Source organism: Neobacillus sp. DZ-9 (assembly GCF_059587065.1).
Map to the genome: position 1 here is coordinate 719,156 of NZ_JCAIOL010000001.1, position 17,972 is coordinate 737,127.

16 protein-coding genes are annotated in these 17,972 nt (G+C 39.6%); 14 read left to right on the forward strand and 2 right to left on the reverse strand.

The genetic code is table 11. The features are described from left to right. Positions 1 to 8 precede the first annotated feature (8 nt). From AC59HZ_RS03740 to AC59HZ_RS03760, 5 genes are all read left to right on the forward strand, one after another. Entirely contained in the window at positions 9 to 1,130 is a 1,122-nt protein-coding gene (locus tag AC59HZ_RS03740; RefSeq protein ID WP_496544530.1) for a GerAB/ArcD/ProY family transporter, read from the forward strand. After that, a complete protein-coding gene (locus AC59HZ_RS03745) occupies positions 1,114 to 2,271 on the forward strand; it encodes a Ger(x)C family spore germination protein (RefSeq protein WP_496544531.1) in 1,158 nt (385 codons plus the stop codon). The genes AC59HZ_RS03740 and AC59HZ_RS03745 overlap by 17 nt, the downstream gene beginning before the upstream one ends. A 79-nt stretch (positions 2,272 to 2,350) precedes the next feature. After that, the gene (locus AC59HZ_RS03750) at positions 2,351 to 2,929 is read left to right on the forward strand and encodes an SCO family protein (RefSeq protein WP_496544656.1); all 579 of its coding nucleotides are present in this window, start codon (positions 2,351 to 2,353) and stop codon (positions 2,927 to 2,929) included. A gap of 110 nt (positions 2,930 to 3,039) precedes the next feature. Continuing rightward, a complete protein-coding gene (locus AC59HZ_RS03755) occupies positions 3,040 to 3,864 on the forward strand; it encodes an SGNH/GDSL hydrolase family protein (protein ID WP_496544532.1) in 825 nt (274 codons plus the stop codon). 5 nt (positions 3,865 to 3,869) lie between these two features. Next, positions 3,870 to 4,448: a YpmS family protein gene (locus tag AC59HZ_RS03760; protein ID WP_496544533.1), complete on the forward strand. Its 579-nt coding sequence runs from the start codon at positions 3,870 to 3,872 to the stop codon at positions 4,446 to 4,448. Positions 4,449 to 4,478: 30 nt separating this feature from the next. Here the strand turns inward: AC59HZ_RS03760 and AC59HZ_RS03765 are convergent, their stop codons facing one another. Continuing rightward, positions 4,479 to 5,225, reverse strand: coding sequence for a DUF4397 domain-containing protein (locus AC59HZ_RS03765; protein ID WP_496544534.1), 747 nt, complete (start codon positions 5,223 to 5,225; stop codon positions 4,479 to 4,481). A 332-nt stretch (positions 5,226 to 5,557) separates the two neighbouring features. On the opposite strand from AC59HZ_RS03765, the gene rsgA reads away from it, so the two are divergent. The 3 genes from rsgA to msrB all read left to right on the forward strand — a co-directional run bounded on the left by rsgA (position 5,558) and on the right by msrB (position 7,725). Next, positions 5,558 to 6,625: a ribosome small subunit-dependent GTPase A gene (gene rsgA / locus AC59HZ_RS03770; protein WP_496544535.1), complete on the forward strand. Its 1,068-nt coding sequence runs from the start codon at positions 5,558 to 5,560 to the stop codon at positions 6,623 to 6,625. Positions 6,626 to 6,748: 123 nt separating this feature from the next. Next, complete coding sequence (msrA, locus tag AC59HZ_RS03775; RefSeq protein WP_496544536.1) at positions 6,749 to 7,288, forward strand: peptide-methionine (S)-S-oxide reductase MsrA; 540 nt, start codon at positions 6,749 to 6,751, stop codon at positions 7,286 to 7,288. Beyond that, a complete protein-coding gene (msrB, locus tag AC59HZ_RS03780; RefSeq protein WP_496544537.1) occupies positions 7,285 to 7,725 on the forward strand; it encodes a peptide-methionine (R)-S-oxide reductase MsrB in 441 nt (146 codons plus the stop codon). The genes msrA and msrB overlap by 4 nt, the downstream gene beginning before the upstream one ends. Before the next feature lie 23 nt (positions 7,726 to 7,748). On the opposite strand, the gene AC59HZ_RS03785 is transcribed toward msrB, so the two are convergent. Further along, on the reverse strand, positions 7,749 to 8,345 hold the full coding sequence (locus tag AC59HZ_RS03785; protein ID WP_496544657.1) for a DUF502 domain-containing protein: 597 nt from the start codon (positions 8,343 to 8,345) through the stop codon (positions 7,749 to 7,751). A gap of 128 nt (positions 8,346 to 8,473) precedes the next feature. Between AC59HZ_RS03785 and AC59HZ_RS03790 the strand changes: the two genes are divergently transcribed. From AC59HZ_RS03790 to AC59HZ_RS03815, 6 genes are all read left to right on the forward strand, one after another. Then, the gene (locus AC59HZ_RS03790) at positions 8,474 to 8,635 is read left to right on the forward strand and encodes a YjcZ family sporulation protein (protein WP_496544538.1); all 162 of its coding nucleotides are present in this window, start codon (positions 8,474 to 8,476) and stop codon (positions 8,633 to 8,635) included. A 182-nt stretch (positions 8,636 to 8,817) separates the two neighbouring features. Next, positions 8,818 to 10,284, forward strand: coding sequence for an NAD(P)/FAD-dependent oxidoreductase (locus tag AC59HZ_RS03795; RefSeq protein ID WP_496544539.1), 1,467 nt, complete (start codon positions 8,818 to 8,820; stop codon positions 10,282 to 10,284). A 108-nt stretch (positions 10,285 to 10,392) separates the two neighbouring features. Next, positions 10,393 to 14,562, forward strand: a complete 4,170-nt coding sequence (locus tag AC59HZ_RS03800; RefSeq protein ID WP_496544540.1) for a tetratricopeptide repeat protein — start codon at positions 10,393 to 10,395, stop codon at positions 14,560 to 14,562. Positions 14,563 to 15,249: 687 nt separating this feature from the next. Beyond that, positions 15,250 to 16,587: an aspartate aminotransferase family protein gene (locus AC59HZ_RS03805; RefSeq protein WP_496544541.1), complete on the forward strand. Its 1,338-nt coding sequence runs from the start codon at positions 15,250 to 15,252 to the stop codon at positions 16,585 to 16,587. Between the two features lie 18 nt (positions 16,588 to 16,605). Further along, positions 16,606 to 17,298: a CoA transferase subunit A gene (locus AC59HZ_RS03810; RefSeq protein ID WP_496544542.1), complete on the forward strand. Its 693-nt coding sequence runs from the start codon at positions 16,606 to 16,608 to the stop codon at positions 17,296 to 17,298. Beyond that, complete coding sequence (locus AC59HZ_RS03815; RefSeq protein WP_496544543.1) at positions 17,283 to 17,948, forward strand: 3-oxoacid CoA-transferase subunit B; 666 nt, start codon at positions 17,283 to 17,285, stop codon at positions 17,946 to 17,948. Before AC59HZ_RS03810 ends, AC59HZ_RS03815 begins: the two co-directional genes overlap by 16 nt. Positions 17,949 to 17,972 lie beyond the last annotated feature (24 nt).

The following is a 17,972-nucleotide window of genomic DNA, read 5'->3' on the forward strand; positions in this document are numbered from 1 at the left end:
GGGACGAAATGAAAGTGAATTTACATCCACGAGTAGGGCTTTTATTTAACGCTTATCTCCTTATTTTTTTTATTCATAAAGTGCAAACAGGGGTGGGAATAGTTGGACTTCCACGAATTGTTTATTTAGAGTCTAAACATGATGGCTGGATCTCCGTCTTTCTCGCGGGGGTGATTACGGGTATTGTCATATGGGCCATGTTTTTAATGCTTAAACAATATGACAGTGCAGATTTGTATGGAATTCAAGTTGATATGTTTGGAAAATGGTTGGGCAATTTTTTGAACATCATTTATATGATCTACTTATCAGCCTGCTTTTTTACTATTTTTATGAATTATATCGAGATTGTCCAGGTTTGGATCTTTCCAAATTTACCGACCTGGCAGCTCTCCCTTGTCCTAATTGCTTTGTCTGTATATGCTGTACAAGGGGGAGTTAGAATTGTGATCGGATTAGCTTTTCTTTCAGTATTAGGAACACTTTGGCTTGTCACCATTCTCATCGTACCGATGAAATATGCTGATCCGACGCACTTATTTCCTATTTTAAACGTTGATATCAAGCACCTAGTAAAAGGCATGTACGGTTCCTGCCTATCAATGATGGGATTTGAATTATTAATGTTTTTCTATCCCTTTATAAAGGATAAAAAAAATTCTCTGCTGTATGCACAATTAGGAAATTTATATACAACTATCCTTTTTAGCGTTGTCACACTGGTTTCCATTATTTTCTTTGCCGAAGATAGTTTGGCTCGTACCATATGGCCTGTTTTATCGATGTTTAAAATTGTTCGCCTTCCTAATTTAGAGAGATTTGAATTTATTGCCGTTTCCTTTTGGATGTTGATTATTTTACCCAATATGAGTGCGTATCTTTGGGCGGCATCAAAGGGATTTAGCAGGGTCATCAACATGAAGCAGAAATATGGAATATGGATCATTGGGATTCTTGGTTGGGCTCTGGCTTTTTTCGTACATACTCGGAGTCAAATGAATACAGTGACAGATTATGTCGCAAAGATGGGATTTGGCCTGGCATTTTGTTATCCGGTGATGCTGTCTGCCATGGTATTAATGAAGAAAAGGTTTATGAGGAGGAAAGCAGCCAATGCTCAAGGTTCATAAACGAATTTTCTTCTCTTTCTTGATTTTATTTGTTTTCAATGTTTCCGGCTGTGTCGAGCAAAAACAGCTTGAAAAATTGGGTCTCATAACAGCCGTAGGCTATGATTTGGAAAAGAAAAATGTGATTAAAGGAACTGTGGTGGTTCATCAGTTTGATCCAGTGGCACAAAACATTACAAAAATGATTACCACAACAGCAAATACGAGTAAAGGTTTAAGACAAGGTCAGAATCTGCAATCCAATCAAAAGCTAGTTTCTGGACAACTGCGCTGTGTTATTTATAGCAAGGAATTGGCAGAGAAAGGAGTCATCCAGCTAGTTGATGCACTCAATCGGGATTCAGCCGTCGGAAATATGGTATACCTAACAGTTGCTGATGGCTCAGCTCAAGAGATTATGGAAGTGGACAAAACAAACTCTAAAATCAGCCTTGGAACTTACCTATACAATTTAATCAAACAAAATGTTGAAAGTGAGCAGATACTTTCCCCCACGCTGCAGGAATTCAATCATAATTATTATGATATCGGAAAAGACCCGGTGCTGCCTGTTTTAATGGTAAAAAATCAAGATGTAATCATTAAAGCTTTAGCCCTTTTTAAGGATGACCGATATGTTGCCGAACTTGGCCCAAAAAAGCACTTTTATTTAAAAATTTTAACTGATAAGTATAACGCAGGGACCCATGAACTTGGTTTTAAACGTTCTGATTTTGAAAAGATTCGAATGAAAAAAGGAGAGCATTCGATTCGAGATGTGTACAGCAAATTGTTTATTGACATTGATAATATAAACAGTCATGCTAAGCTCAAACTAATTGACAAGAAAAATCTAAAATTCAAAGTAGAGGTAACGTTGGATTCTCGCTTATTGGAATCCACGGAAGCATTGGACTATTCGAATCCTGCCTCAGTTAAGTTTATTGAAAAAAAACTAAATCACGCGATGGAGAAGGACATCAAAGGATTAATGAAGTACTTTCAAAAACTAGGTGTGGACCCTGTGGGAATCGGAAATGAATATAAATCACATTTACGCGGGAAAAATCTGTCCAAAAAGGAATGGAGAGAAATATATAAGCGAGCAAGCTTTGAGGTGCATGTAAAAAATAGGATTGTTAAAACAGGAGTCATTGATTAAAGCGCCTTTTTCTTTCTTCTTTTTCTAATCTTTGTTAAACTATTCACGTAATGGAAAAGAAAAGGTTGTAGGTGAAAATATGAAGCTCCGATTGTCATTTGTCGTACTACTTATGTTAATGCTTTTACTTTCAGCATGTGGAAAAAAAGAAATAGAGGGTGCTGTTAACTGGCCAGTAAAAGATTTTTCTGCTACCAGCAATGACAATAAGTCATTTGGTTTGAAGGATTTAAAAGGGAAGATCTGGGTTGCGGATTTTGTGTTTACAAATTGTGCAGATGTTTGCCCGCCAATGACGGCAAATATGACCAAGCTGCAAAAAATGGTTAAGGACGAAGGCTTAAAAAATGTCGAGTTTGTTTCATTTAGTGTAGACCCAACGGTGGATACACCTGAAAAGCTTGGAAATTATGCAAAACAATATGGAGCGGACCTTCATAACTGGACACTATTAACAGGTTATTCTCAAGAGTATATTGAAAAATATGCCATGAATTCCTTTAAGACATTGGTGAAAAAACCAGTTGAGGGTGACCAAGTTATCCATCAAACGTATTTTTACTTAGTGGGTCCAGATGGAAAAATCAAAAAATCGTATTCTGGTTTTAAGGATGTTCCGTATGATGAAATCATCGATAATATCAAAACGTTGCAATAGATCTCTAAGGAGGTCTATTTTTTTGCCCTAAAAGGAAATTAGGGCATATTTGTTTTGAATTTTTCTCATCGTGTTATAATAACAATAATTTAGAAGGAAGGTGAATAAAGATGAAAAAGTTTTTCACCCCTCTAATTCTCTCGGCCTTATTTTTATCTTCTTGTTCTGGGTCTAATCACTTGACTCTAAATCCGGCAAAGCAAACGGCGGCGCAAGTCTTTGAGCCTGTTCCCGCTGATTTTTTACCGCGGAAATTAACGGTATTGTCAGCTGGAGATTCATTAACTCAAGGTGTCGGGGATAGTACCAATCAAGGTGGTTACCTGCCTTATTTAGACACTTTGCTGGAAAAAGAAAAAGGAATCCAACAAGTGGATTTCTATAATTATGGTGTCAAAGGCAATCGGACTACCCAATTGTTAAAAAGGCTCCAATCACAAGAAATGAAGTCTGACCTGCAAAAGGCAGATGTGGTGGTCATAACGATTGGCGGAAACGATATTATGAAAGTGGTTAGGGACAATTTATCTAATCTGCAACTTTCTGTTTTTGATAAGGAAGAAGAGACTTATCGGAAGCATTTAACCCAAATTTTCGAAACCATTGTCCATGAAAATCCAAATGCCTCAATTGTGTTAGTCGGATTATATAATCCTTTCTCAAAATGGTTTCCTGATATTGAAGAAATGGATACGATCGTAGCAGATTGGAATAATGCTGGAAGAACCGTGATAGCCAATTACCCCAATGCCTATTTTGTCCCCATTGAAGATGTGTTTTTAAATGCGAATGAAAATTTATTGTATACTGATAATTTTCATCCAAATGACAAAGGCTATGAATTGATTGCCGAAAGGTTGAACGATACCTTCGGTGAACAGGTAATCCCTGATCTTGAAAAGAAGCCCTATATGGTTAGTACAGAGGAGAATTAGATTTTATGAAAAATAAATGGAAAATAGGTTTTCTCCTCTTGTTAGGAATTAACCTTCTGTGCGTTATTATCGTGCTGTCGCTGATAATGATTCCGCCAGATGATAAAGAAAATGGAAAATTAAAAGGCCCAAGTGGAGATTATGTTTCCTTCGAGGTCAATTCAAACAAAAACGATTTAAATCGGTTGATCAATCATTATTTGCAGGAGGAAGCTGCCGATTCGAAGATTGATTATCGGGTTGTGTTAGGTGATGAAGTGGAGTTATACGGAATTCTGCCATTTTTTAGTGAAGAAATTAATTTGAAATTAACTTTTGAACCGAAGGCGCTTAAAAATGGGGACTTAGTCTTAAAACAAAAAACGATGTCCATCGGACGATTAAATCTCCCTATTTCCTATGTGCTAAACTTTATTCGTGAAAACTATAAGCTTCCTATGGGAGTAGACATTCGCCCGAATGAAAAAAAAGTGTATGTGAACATGCAAAATTTGAAGCTTAAGAGTGATCTCAAAATTAAAGTGAAAAAATTCAATTTAAAAAAGGATGATATCGCCTTTACGATATTAGTTCCCGTGAAATAGGTGCCTTGTTTGAGGCACCTTATTTTGTGTTCATGCATCTTTTAAAGTGATAAATTGTAGATCGGGCTCTTCCTTTAATCCGCCAACAAAAACAATCGTGTAGCTTTCATTTCCTTTAAACTGGACACTAGGCATTGGTAAAAGCACCATCCTGCTGCCTGCTTCTCTCACCTCTAGATCTACTGTCATTGGTGTTAGCCCTAAATACTCCGTTGCCTGCTTATAAGATACATTCGGGAAAATTACATCCCGATCTTTGACAGCAATATCAAGTCCCTTGGTATCCTGTGATAAGTGGATAAAGCGGACCTTTGCTTCATTTGCTGGTACTTCAGGATGATTTTCAAACATAAGAAGACGCATTTTTTTGACCGAGTCAATGGCAGCAAGGGTATAGGATTTACCCGGCTCGACCGTAATTGTTTTATTTAGGATGCTTTCCACTAAATTTCCGGCGGGATAAATATCTATATGGTATTTGCCAGCTTTTAAGGAATGTGGGTTACTTGCACTTTTGAATCCAAGCTCTCGGACTGCCCGTTGTCCATTAATATAAATATCAACTTCAGGGGAATCATAGGAAGTATGAACGAAACGGACCATAGCTTCTTCATGAGAATGATTCCTCATCATGTACAATGCTTTGTTCATGTATTTCACATGTTTTAAATAGTAATGAATATGAAGGCTTGGGTCAGTGTATTTATAAAACTGCGCCAGCATATCATACATCGCGGCCTTTTGAAGGTAATCGAAATGTGTTCGTTCTTCATACATACGATTCAGCTCCCAGCTAATTAATTACATCTTAATTTATTCAAACTTTCCTAGTCAGGTGCCTATCATCAAATTCCGCAAAATGGATTTTTTGCATTTTTTATAGACAAATGGATAATTTAAACATATACTAGTATCAAATATGCTGAAAGTGGGTGATGTGCAATGTTAATTGAAGTGAAGAATGTAATCCGTGATTTGAATATTGTTTGCACAGCCCAACACCAATCCATTTAGGTATTTATGTCTTTATTTTCGTATGCGAATAAAGCCATGGGCTGTGTGTGCCTATGGTTTTTTGTTTTGGAAAAATATTCGCTGGAGGAATAAAGATGAATTTAGAAATGATTGGATTAACCGAATCGATTAAAAAGAATTTTGAACTATTAAAAACAAATGACGAATGTCTTCTTGGCCGAGTGGCGCTGGAACATAAACGAATGTACAGAGTATGGACTGAGCAGGGAGAATTATTATGTGAGGTATCCGGGAAGTTCAGTTTTAATGCTCAGTTGAGAGAGGACTATCCTGCTGTTGGCGATTGGGTCAGCTTGAAGCCTAGATTTGCGGAAGGTAAAGGAACGATCCTGGCAATCATGCCGCGAAATAGTAAATTTTCACGAAAATCGGCAGGAGGTACGGCGGAGGAACAAATAGTGGCCGCCAACGTGGATACTGTTTTTCTTGTCAATTCTTTAAACGAGGATTTAAATTTACGTAGAATAGAACGTTATCTCTTATTAACATGGGAAAGCGGGGCAAACCCGGTTATCGTATTAAGTAAAGCCGACCTTTGCTCCAATGTAATTGAGAAAGCGGCTGAGGTCGAAGCGATTGCCTTTGGCGGGGTTCCGGTGATTCCCATAAGTGTTGAAGCGAATGAAGGCTTAGAAAAGCTGGAACCCTTTTTGCAGCATGGAAAAACGATTGCCTTGCTCGGCTCCTCAGGGGTTGGAAAATCGACTTTAACGAATCGATTGCTGGGTGAAGAAAAGCAATTGGTCCAAGAGATACGTACGGGCGATGATAAAGGGCGCCATACGACGACACACAGGGAACTGGTCTTATTACCGAATGGCAGTGTGTTAATCGATACTCCCGGAATGAGAGAGCTGCAGCTTTGGGAGAGTGCGGATGGCCTATCAGAAACCTTTTCAGATATTGAAGAATTAGCAGATTTATGTAAATTTCGCGATTGCCAGCATAAAGATGAACCAGGCTGTGCTGTTGTGCATGCCATTCATGAAGGAACCCTTTCTTTCGAACGCCTGACGAGCTATAACAAGCTGCAAAAGGAGCTCGCGTTTATTGAACGAAAATCAGATAAACGAGCACAAGCGGAAGTAAGAAAGCAATGGAAGAATATTAATAAGCAAATAAAGCAACGAAGTAAATATTAAGAGACTTTCAGCCGGATCAGCAATATGACTGATCCGGTTCTTTTTTATATTTCAGTCAGGGAATTTTATTTTTGGATTTGGATTTTGTATACTTTTAATCAAAGTAAATAAAGGGGTGGGCACATGGAAAGGACTAACCAACTAGCTACATTTGCTGGCGGCTGTTTTTGGTGTATGGTAAAACCGTTTGATGAACAGCCTGGCATTAAAAGTGTGATTTCCGGGTATACAGGGGGGACCGTGGCAAATCCGACGTACCAGCAGGTGTGCAGTGATACAACCGGGCATTATGAAGCGGTTCAAATAACCTTTGATCCTGAGGTTTTTCCGTACGAAAAATTGCTTGAGCTATTTTGGCAGCAAATTGATCCAACCGATCCTGGTGGTCAATTCTACGATCGCGGTCAATCGTATCAGACAGCGATTTTCTACCATGATGAGCAGCAAAAAAGACAGGCGGAAGAATCCAAACAAAAATTGCAGGAGAGCGGCCGCTTCAACAAACCGATTGTGACACCAATTTTACCGGCACAAACCTTTTATTCGGCTGAAGAGTACCACCAGCATTATTATAAGAAAAATCCAGCCCATTACGAACGGTATCATATTGGCTCAGGACGCGCCGGATATATTCAAAGTCACTGGGGAGGGAAACACGAATGAAGAATAAAGATTTGAATCAGTTAAAAAAAGATTTAACACCGATGCAGTTTGAGGTGACCCAAAATAGTGGGACGGAGCCTCCCTTTCGCAATGAATATTGGAATGAAACAAGAGAAGGCATTTATGTCGATATTGTTTCCGGGAAGCCGCTGTTCAGTTCCCTCGATAAGTTCGATGCCGGCTGCGGCTGGCCGAGCTTTACTAAGCCGATACATGAGGATGAAGTGACCGAAAAGCAGGATTTAAGCCATTTTATGATTCGCACCGAAGTGAGGAGCAAATCGGCAGATTCCCATTTAGGCCATGTGTTTAATGATGGTCCAAATCCAACAGGATTACGGTACTGCATTAATTCCGCTGCTCTTAAATTTATTCCGAAAGAAAGATTAGCAGAAGAAGGCTACGGGGAATATTCAAAACTATTTGAAGCAAAATAAAAAGCCGCGAGGAGCGGCTTTTTTTATGCATTTTTTCCATTTTGCTTACTTGATGAGGTCATCCCGCCAGATAGGACAAATTTCATCGCATCCTCCGCCTTCACATCAATCACTTCAACCTGCTCCTTTGGAATTAAAAAAGTAAAGCCGGCAACTTGAAAAGTTTGCGGAATATAAACCGCTACATGGTCTTTAAGCGGGTTATGGAAGGTTTCCAATTGATCAGATGTAATAAAACCAATGCTTTTCATTTCCGTTCCAGGAAGCGTGACAAGGGCAACCTTCGAAAAAGATTTCTTATCACCTAGAAACGATTGGACGGTGTCTTTAATCACGGAATAAATTGTTTTGACGACGGGGATTTTTTCGAGAAGCTTATCAATTAGTTTAATAAACTTCCCAGTTATATATTTCGTAGACATCCAGCCTAAAAGAGTTATTAATACGATAGTAGTCAGTAAGCCGATTCCAGGTATGTAATCATCTTTAAAATAAGGCTTAAGCGTATTTCCAAGCAGACTATCTAAAAACATAAAGGTTTTATAAATCACATAGACCACAAGAATGATCGGCACAATCGTTAATATGCCATTAATAAAATTTTTCAATATCGATTTCATCAATTCACCTACTTTATTTTCATCGTCTTTCATAATATAGGCGAATGCACAGACAGGTCAAGTACCCAGTTCATAAAGTAACAGAGGAAAGAATAATTTAGAACAATTTCTCAAGGAGTGATTCTTATATGTATTATGGTCATGGATATGGATATGATGGCTGCTGCGGTTATCCCGGAGTAGGTTATGGAGGAGTAGGATTTGGAGCAGGATGCGGGTTTGGAGGCTTTGCCTTAATCGTTGTTCTATTTATCTTGTTAATCATCATCGGCGCAAGCTGGGCTTATTAAAATGGAAAAAGGCTGACTCGAGGAGTCAGCCTTAGCTTTTGTTCTAACATTCAGATTAATAACCGAAACACGAACATTGTATACATAATATAAAAAATAGTTCGTATTTAATGTTGACGGAAGAAAAAATGCATGCTATATTTACCAATGTTGAGTAAAACGACTTTGGAGGTAATTGGACAATGAATACGAGATATGATGTGATTGTAGTGGGTGCCGGCCCTGCAGGGATCTTCGCCTGCTATGAACTTACACTAAAAATGCCGAACGCAAAGGTTTTATTAGTTGATAAAGGACATGATATTTATCGACGTAATTGCCCAATTTTACAAAAGAAAATTGAAAAGTGTCCACCGGCTGCTGGGAGGAAGGATTTTGCCGGATGCTTGCCTGCCTGTTCGATTACGAATGGGTTCGGTGGTGCCGGTGCATACTCGGACGGGAAGTTTAATATCACAAGTGAATTTGGCGGCTGGATGACGGACTATTTGCCCGACTCTCAAGTAGTGGATTTAATTCGCTATGTAGACGAAATCAATTTACAGCACGGGGCTACCCAAAGCATAACTGACCCGTTAACCGAAGAAGTAAAGGATATCGAACGCCGCGGCTTTGCTGCAGGACTTAAGCTGTTGCGAGCCCAGGTTCGCCATTTGGGTACAGAACAAAACCTCGAAATCTTGAAAAGAATTTTTGAATATTTAAAAGATAAGATTGAGATGCAATTTAAAACTGAAGTAGAAGATTTACTTACAGAAAAAACTCCTGAGGGTCATGTGGTTAAGGGAATTAAGCTAAAAAGCGAGCAAAATATTTACGCTGATAAAGTGATTATTACGCCAGGAAGAGATGGTTCTAAATGGCTTACCGATATTTTGAAAACCCGCAGATTAAAAATGATTAGCAACCAAGTGGATATTGGTGTCCGCGTGGAAACTTCTAATATTGTCATGCAGGAAATCAATGAGCATTTATATGAAGGAAAATTTGTTTTTAATACATCTGTTGGAACCAGGGTGCGTACTTTTTGCAGCAACCCATCAGGCCATGTCGTTGTTGAAAACCATTCCGGCATCATGCTGGCAAATGGTCATGCCTACAAGGATCCAAAGCTAGGCAGCCCGAATACGAACTTTGCCCTTCTTGTCTCGCACACGTTTTCCGATCCGTTTGATAAGCCGAATGAATATGCGCATGAAATTTCCCGCTTAGCAAACAGCCTATCGAATGGCGGACTAATCGTCCAAAAATATGGCGATATCTTAAAGGGCAGAAGATCAACGGAGAAACGGATTAAAGAGGGATTCTTAGAACCAACATTAAAAGAAGCGGTACCTGGTGACCTTGGATTAGTCCTTCCATATAACACATTAAAAAGCTTAATTGAAATGACAGAGGCATTGAATCAAGTAACACCTGGTCTTGCATCTGAACATACCTTGTTTTATGGTGTGGAAGCAAAATTCTATTCTGCAAGACCAAAATTAAATGACCGATTTGAAACAGAAATCAGCGGCTTGTATGTTGGCGGCGATGGTGCCGGTATTACAAGGGGTCTCGCCCAGGCAAGCGCCTGCGGTGTCTGGATTGCAAGGGACATTATCGAAAAAACAGCAACAGAACAAAAGAAAGAAACAGTAATGGCTTAAGCCCGCTTTTTAGCGGGTTTTTATTTTTTTTCTGGAATTCTCTAGGAATATCTAACATTTTTTAATATGCTAGACTAAAAGAAAAGGTTTCGAATGCAGAGGTGTACAATGACGATTACTAATCAACTTAAAGCCCTTTATGAACAAAAACAATTCTATCAGGCCCTTGAGGTATTAAATGGCGAAATTTCTCGTTTGAAATCTTTACGATACACTGATTTGAAAAAGGAACTTGAAAAAATAGAGTCCGAAGAGGATTTTAAAATAATACTTAAGTGTACTGACCATTTTTTAATGTACAACTATAGTGCCTTTATCGTCCGTTATGCCTACCGGCGCCTTCGGAATCTGTTAACGGCCTCCTGGTATTGTGAGGAATTATTGGATGGCGGGAGACCCCTTGAGGCAGAAGAAATTATTACACATGTCATAACTGAAAGTAAGGAAGATATTAGCGAAAGTGAAAGCCTGGAAAGCGCGTATTTTTCCAAGATTCGTTGTTTACTAGAAATGAAACGCTTCAAGGAGATTGATCCGTTACTTGAAAAACTCCAAGAATCTTCGAGGCCTATTGAGGATAAGCTTGGGTATATTCACTTGCAAATGGGGAATCGAGAAAAGGCAGAGGAATACCTGAAAATGGGCTTAAAGGATCCAGACCGTGGCCGTTACTGTTACTTACTATTATCCGATTTATATGCTGCCAATGGCCGCCCCATGGAGGCTTTAAAACTTATAGAGGAAGGGGAAGCACTGTATCCAGAAACGCCTACCTTCCTGGTGGAGAAAGTAAAACGCTACCGCGACCTTGGAAAGCCAAGGGAAATGCTAGAAGTAGTTAAGCAATTGAACAATCGCATTCCTGAGCATGTCTATCAAAAGTATTTCAGCCATTTGACAGGGAATGCTTTCTATCAATTAGAGGATTTTACACGGTTGGATGCCTTTATTCAAGAGGAAAACTTAAAATCTTCACTTTTTATACGGAAAAAAGAAGCTGGAGAGTTAATCAGGCTAAAGATTAGGCCCATCGTTCAAAAGAGCAATTATTGCGTCCCGGCCAGTTTAGAAATGATCCTTAATTATTACGGGATGACTATTACCCAGGATGAAATTGCCAGCCACATTTTTGATTTTACGGGCTCTAGATTGTCGACCACTGTTGCCTATCTTGAAGAACTTGGGTTTTCCTGCCGATACTTTATTGGTAACAAAGAGAGGTATGTACAGTTATTAAAGCAGGGAATTCCAATCCTTTTGAGTGTTGATTTTGAACATTCATCCCATGTACAAGTAATGACGGGCTATGACAGCCGCTTTGACTTTTATCATATCCAGGATCCAAACATGCTGGAAGGGATGTATGTTTCGAGCGAAGAGCTTCAAAAAGCCAATCGCGCAACCAGTTATATGTCAATTGTTGCAGTGCCTAATGAAAGAGCTAAGGAGATAGCCTTTCTTTCTCATGAAGAGGACACCTATTTTCGGACACTTCATGATTTCGGTGAAAAAATGGAAGAGGACGAAAGTAAATACAAGGAATCCTTTTTTCAATTCTTGCAAGAAAACATTGAAGTTCCGTACACTCCCATCTATGTTGTAAAGCATTTTTCTTTTGATGAATATGGAGATTTTATCATTGCATGTGCAGAAAAGCTTTTACTTGAATATCCAAAGAGTGATTTCTTCAATCTCCATATTGCACAGGCCTACTTAAGATTGTCGAAAATGGAACTTTCAGAGGGTCAGCTGGCCAAGACAACCCGGAAAACATTTAGTACCTTGTATCATTTTTTAAAGGGCAGAATTTCACTCTATTTTGACAAATCTGAAGAGGCCGCCCGTTCTTTCAGGAACTCGCTGCAGCTTGATCCAGATCAATATTATATTTGGAGCTATTTAGCACTTTCCTATCTATATCAAAAGGATATCGTCCAAGCCGAGTTTTTTTCAAAGATTAGTATGATGCTTGCTCCTGACGACCGTTTTATCCGAATGAACCATGCAGCAGTCTTAAAGGAAAAAAACGAGTATGAAAATGCCCGGAAGTTATATAATGCGCTCATAAAAGAGGAGCCCATGGATGCCCATGCATGGTATGAGAGAGCAAATCTGGATCAAAAATTAGGTAAACTCCGGAAAGCATTAAGAGGATACTTAATGTCTATGAAATTAGACAATGAAACCCCGTTTGCCTATCTTGCTGCCGCAGACCTGTTAGAGTTGGAATTTGATCAGTGGGAAAAAGCGGAGGAAATACTGTTATCTGGCATACATTCGGCAAAATCCTCTCAAGTATATGTCCGGCTGGGGGATTTATATAAGGACCAAGAAGAATGGTCAAAAGCTATTAATATCTATCAAACTTGTATAGGTTTATTTCCTGATGAGCGATTTGCCTATTTTGGAATGGCAGAATCGATGGCAAATGACGACCATAAAGAAGATGCTGTTCAATATTTAAAAAAGAATGAAGGACGTTTCGAAAAAGACAGTGAATTTTTAATTAACTGTGGCAGGATATTTGCTGACTGGGGAAAAGAGGAGGAAAGCCTTCCATTATTAGAGGATGGGTTAAGGCTTTTTGAAAAGGGAATGGAATTTATACACTCTAACCTGTATGATGCATTAGAAATCTATGTAGGTTTGGTGGAAGAAACAACCCTTGTCGACCGGGCGATTGAATTCCTCGGAGAAAAATCAGCCCAACATCCTAATATTATTGAATATACATGTTTTCAAGGGACTTTATATGAAGAAAAACAGCAATATGCTCAAGCGATTGATGCCTACAAATCCGCTTTAAAAGTTAGAGTAGATTCCTTTCCTTATTACCGTCTAGGTGCGGTTTACTTTAACCTGAATCAGCTTGATTTGGCAGAGGATGCCTTTAAAAAGTGTTTAGAGCTGGATGCAAAAGTCGTTCATGCCTATCTGAAGCTTGCGGAAATAGCATTATACCAGGAAAAGCATGAAGAAGAGGCGGACTATTTACTTCGTCTCTTGGAAATTGCCCCGATAAATGTAAATGTGGAATACTTGACATCAATTTTGGATGAGGATGGATTGCATAATTTATTAAGCAAGCTTGAAAATTTGCAAGGCTCATCCCCAGAGTCGTGGAGACTCGACATGCTTGCCTACACACACGGGGCACTTGGAAATATAGAAGCGGAAGAGAGTACTTTAATGGCTGCATTGGACATAGAACCAGAACAGCCAGAACTGCTTCACCACCAAGCCAAGCTGTTTATTAAACTGAAAAAGTGGGAAAAGGTATCTTTACGACTGAAACAACTTTTAAATAAGTATTACGAGGATGAAGATTTATTTAAGACGCTTATCCAATTTACCGCTGCTGCTAATCGATGGACGGCACTTGAGGAGTTCCTTCATCAATTTATCGGAACGAGCGAAGAAAAGGCTTTTATGTTCCAGCTGGCTGCAGAAGCTGTAGAGGAACATTTCAGGGAAGTTGACTGGTTTGAAGAGGATGAAGGGAATGTATTTACTAGGTTTGTTCGAAAGTTGAAAAATCGATTTAAACAAATGAAAATATTTGGAACAGCGATTGGGTTGTACGAAACGGCTATAAAATTGGATCCTCACAATCTGAATCTTGTAAGCCAATTTGCAAAGTTTTATGAGGATTTTGATTTAATGGATGACTCAATTAAGGTGTTGCGGAAGGCAATATCCACTGCATGGGATGATAGGCTTGCCTATCAATTAGGGCTGATCTATTTGGATTCCAAGGACTATCAAGCTGCATGGCCGTTGTTTGAAAAATGTTTACAGGAGGATCCTGAAAATTCCCATCTTCAAGCGGTTGCCGCCTTTATTATTGGTGAACAGGGAGACGTAGCAGAGGCTGAAAATAGAATGAGACAGGTAATTGCTGATAATCCATTTGAAAATCATGCCCATTCCCATTTAGGCGGATGGTTAAATAAACAAAGCAAATATGCTGAAGCTAAGGAATTACTGGAAAAAGGCATGGAAATTCATCCCTTCGACCCCTCCATTAAATTGCAGCTAAGTGTTACTTTGAGTTATTTAAATGAAAATGAAAAAGCTTTAGAAATGATTAATCGAGTTTTGGAAATGGAAGATGAAAACCTACTTGCTTATTACAACAAGGCTTGTTATTTAGCGTTACTCAACCGTACCTCTGAAGCGCAGCAAGTCCTAGACTTCGTAATCGAAAATGAAGAGACAGACTATTTCCGTCAGTTAGCAGAACAGGATGAAGATTTAGTTAAGTTAAAAATAGGATGAAACTAAAACTGTACTAAGTTAAATATCTATGGAAACAAATTATTATTTTGAATTGAGGGTGTCCCAAATGTATAACATATAGGGGCACTCCTTTTTTTGTATCGTTCTTTTAATTATGTCTGTTGATTTACGCTATAGGCGCTGCGCCTTCCGCCTCAATCAACAGATCGCTTAAAATTAATATAAAACGTTAACAAAAACAAGGAAATCACCCTTCATGAGGACAGAAATCTATGAACTCCAAAGAAAGTTGTCCACATGAACCCTCCATGAGGACAGAAATCTATGAACTCCAAAGAAAGTTGTCCACATGAACCCTCCATGAGGACAGAAATCTATGAACTCCAAAGAAAGTTGTCCACATGAACCCTCCATGAGGACAGAAATCTATGAACTCCAAAGAAAGTTGTCCACATGAACCCTCCATGAGGACAGAAATCTATGAACTCCAAAGAAATATGTCCGCATGAACCCTCCATGAGGACAGAAATATCTGAATTCCAAAGAAATATGTCCGCATGAACCCTCCATGAAGACTATCTTCACATAAATGTACAGAATCCTGACCTCATGGTGTCTGTTTTTTTTTCCAAAACGATTACAAAATAAGATGAAAGAAACAAATAGATGTTTCATACAATTTCTATGAGGCCTGACTTATTTTAAGAAGAAAGTGGTGTCCGCCCCATGGAGCGTTCTTTTTTAATTAAACCAATTCTTGATGAAACATACCCAGTGATTGATTATGGCAAAGGGGTCTATTTATTTGATAAAGATGGAAAAAAATATTTGGATGCTTCGTCTGGTGCTGTTACAGCTAATATTGGCCACGGTGTAAGAGAAATTATTGACGCGATGAATGAGCAGGCCAATAAAGTTTCCTTTGTCTATCGCTCGCAATTTACCAGTGAAGCGGCCGAAAAGCTGGCTGAGAAAATTGCTGAGCTAACACCTGAAGGGCTTAATTGGAGCTTTTTTGTCAACAGCGGCTCAGAAGCAACCGAGACAGCCATGAAAATGGCCATCCAATATTGGCAGGAAAAAGGAATTCAAACCAAAACAAAAATATTATCCCGCTGGGTCAGTTACCATGGAATCACACTTGGAGCCCTTTCGATGTCGGGGCATACTGGAAGAAGAGCAAGATTTGTCCCCCTCTTAGAAGAATTTCCCGTCATCAACCCTCCTTATTGTTATCGTTGCCCCTACAGCTTAGAGGCACCTTCCTGTAATTATTTATGCGCTCGCGAACTAGAAACCGCCATAACACGAATTGGTGCGGATAAAATAGCCGCTTTCATCGCTGAACCTGTGATTGGTGCTGCAGGCGGAGCCATCACGCCGCCAAAGGATTATTTTAAACAGATTAAAGAAATATGCGAAGCCAATGACATTCTCTTTATTGCTGATGAAGTGATGACAGGGTTTGGACGAACCGGGACAATGCTTGCTTGCGACCAATGGGGAGTTACGCCGGATATAGTCGCTTTAGGAAAAGGAATGGGTGCTGGATATGCACCAATAGCTGCCGCCGTTGCAAGCGAAAAGGTAATGGAGCCAATATTGGCTGGCTCTAAATCCGTGATGAGCGGCCATACCCTAAGCGCTAACCCCCAAACATGCGCTGTCTCCTTAGCCGTTCTGGAATATTTAGAAAAAAACGAGATTTTAAAAGAGGTAGATTGTAAGAGTACCTATTTAAAAAATCAGCTCGAAAAATTAAAAGGCCAATTTTCGTTTATTGGTGACATACGAGGTAAAGGATTGCTGCAAGGTATAGAATTTGTCGAAGAGGTTGGCGCAAAAACTCCTTTCCCAAGAAGTGCGCAAGTCACACAGAAAATCGTGTCCCTCGCCAAAGAAAAAGGGCTGCTCATTTATCCAGCAGGTGCGGGTATCGACGGTGTAAACGGTGACGCTATCATCGTCTCCCCGCCTTTAACAATCTCAAAAAGGGAAATCGAGGAACTTGCTGCATTATTAAAAGAAACATTTGAAGCTTTTTCAAACCAAATGAATCCATGAATGGCTGGTGATATGTAAATGGAAAATCCTTTCGGCAAAATTACGACGCTTGAGAATGTCATGGAATTATTCCATGACGGTATGTCATTGATGTTTGGAGGTTTTGGCGGGGTTGGATCGCCGCCGACCTTAATTGATGGAATTCTGGAAAAAGGTGTTACAAACCTTACCTTAATTGGAAACGACACTGGTTTTCCAACCATAGGAATCGGTAAATTGGTCAAAGCGGAGCGGGCCAAAAAAGTAATTGCCTCCCATATCGGCTCTAATCCCTTTGCCGGCCATCAGATGCACGAGGGAAAGCTCGTAGTTGAGTTTTCACCACAGGGAATCTTGGCTGAGAGAATTCGTGCCGGAGGAGTAGGTTTGCCGGCAATCCTTTCCGATATTGGCATGGATAATGAGATTGTGGCAAAGAATAAACCTCTTTTTACACTAAATGGAAAGAACTATCTTGTTGAAACCGCCTTAACTGCAGAGGTTTCAATCGTGTTTGCGAAAAAGGCAGATGAGTACGGGAATTTGATTTATGACAAAAGTGCCCGCAACACTAATCCACTTGTAGCGATGGCTGGGGACATTACGATTGCGGAAGTGGAAGAAATTGTTCCAATGGGAAGTCTGGCCCCGGATGAAATCATTACCCCAGGAGTGTTCGTCAATTATGTCATACCGTCGAAGGGGGTGAATTGGAAATGGGCATGGGAGTAGATATTCGGAACCAAATGGCTAGAAGGGCATCCGAGGAAATTCAAAATGGAATGGTCGTGAATCTGGGGATCGGCATCCCCTCTCTTGTCCCCAACCACCTATCTGAAGAAACAAAGGTGATGTTTCATGCTGAAAATGGCATAACCGGCATGGGACCAAGTCCGACTAAGGGTGAAGAGGATGAAAATTTATGCAATGCCGGAGGATTTCCTGTCACCCTCACCTGCGGAGGTTCCTACACAGATAGTGCCATTGCATTTGGGATGATCCGTAGAGGAAAAGTCGATATTACCATTTTAGGTTCTCTTCAAGTCAGTCAGAATGGCGATTTAGCGAATTGGATTGTACCAGGAAAAAAGGTTCCAGGAATGGGAGGGGCGATGGAACTTGCTCAAAAAGCAAAAAAAGTCATTGTAGTCATGAATCATTGTGATAAGAATGGCAATCCCAAAATTGTTCCAGCCTGTTCTTTACCGTTAACCTCATCCAAGTGTGTCGATCTGATTATAACGGAAATGGCCGTATTCAAAGTAACGGCAGATGGGCTGCTTCTGTCCGAATTATTTGCGCCATATAGTTTAGAAAATGTCGTCAATAAGACGGGCTGTGAATTTAATAAAAGTGAAAATATTCGTAGAATACCATACTAGCAAAATCTGTGCAAAAGGAGTGAA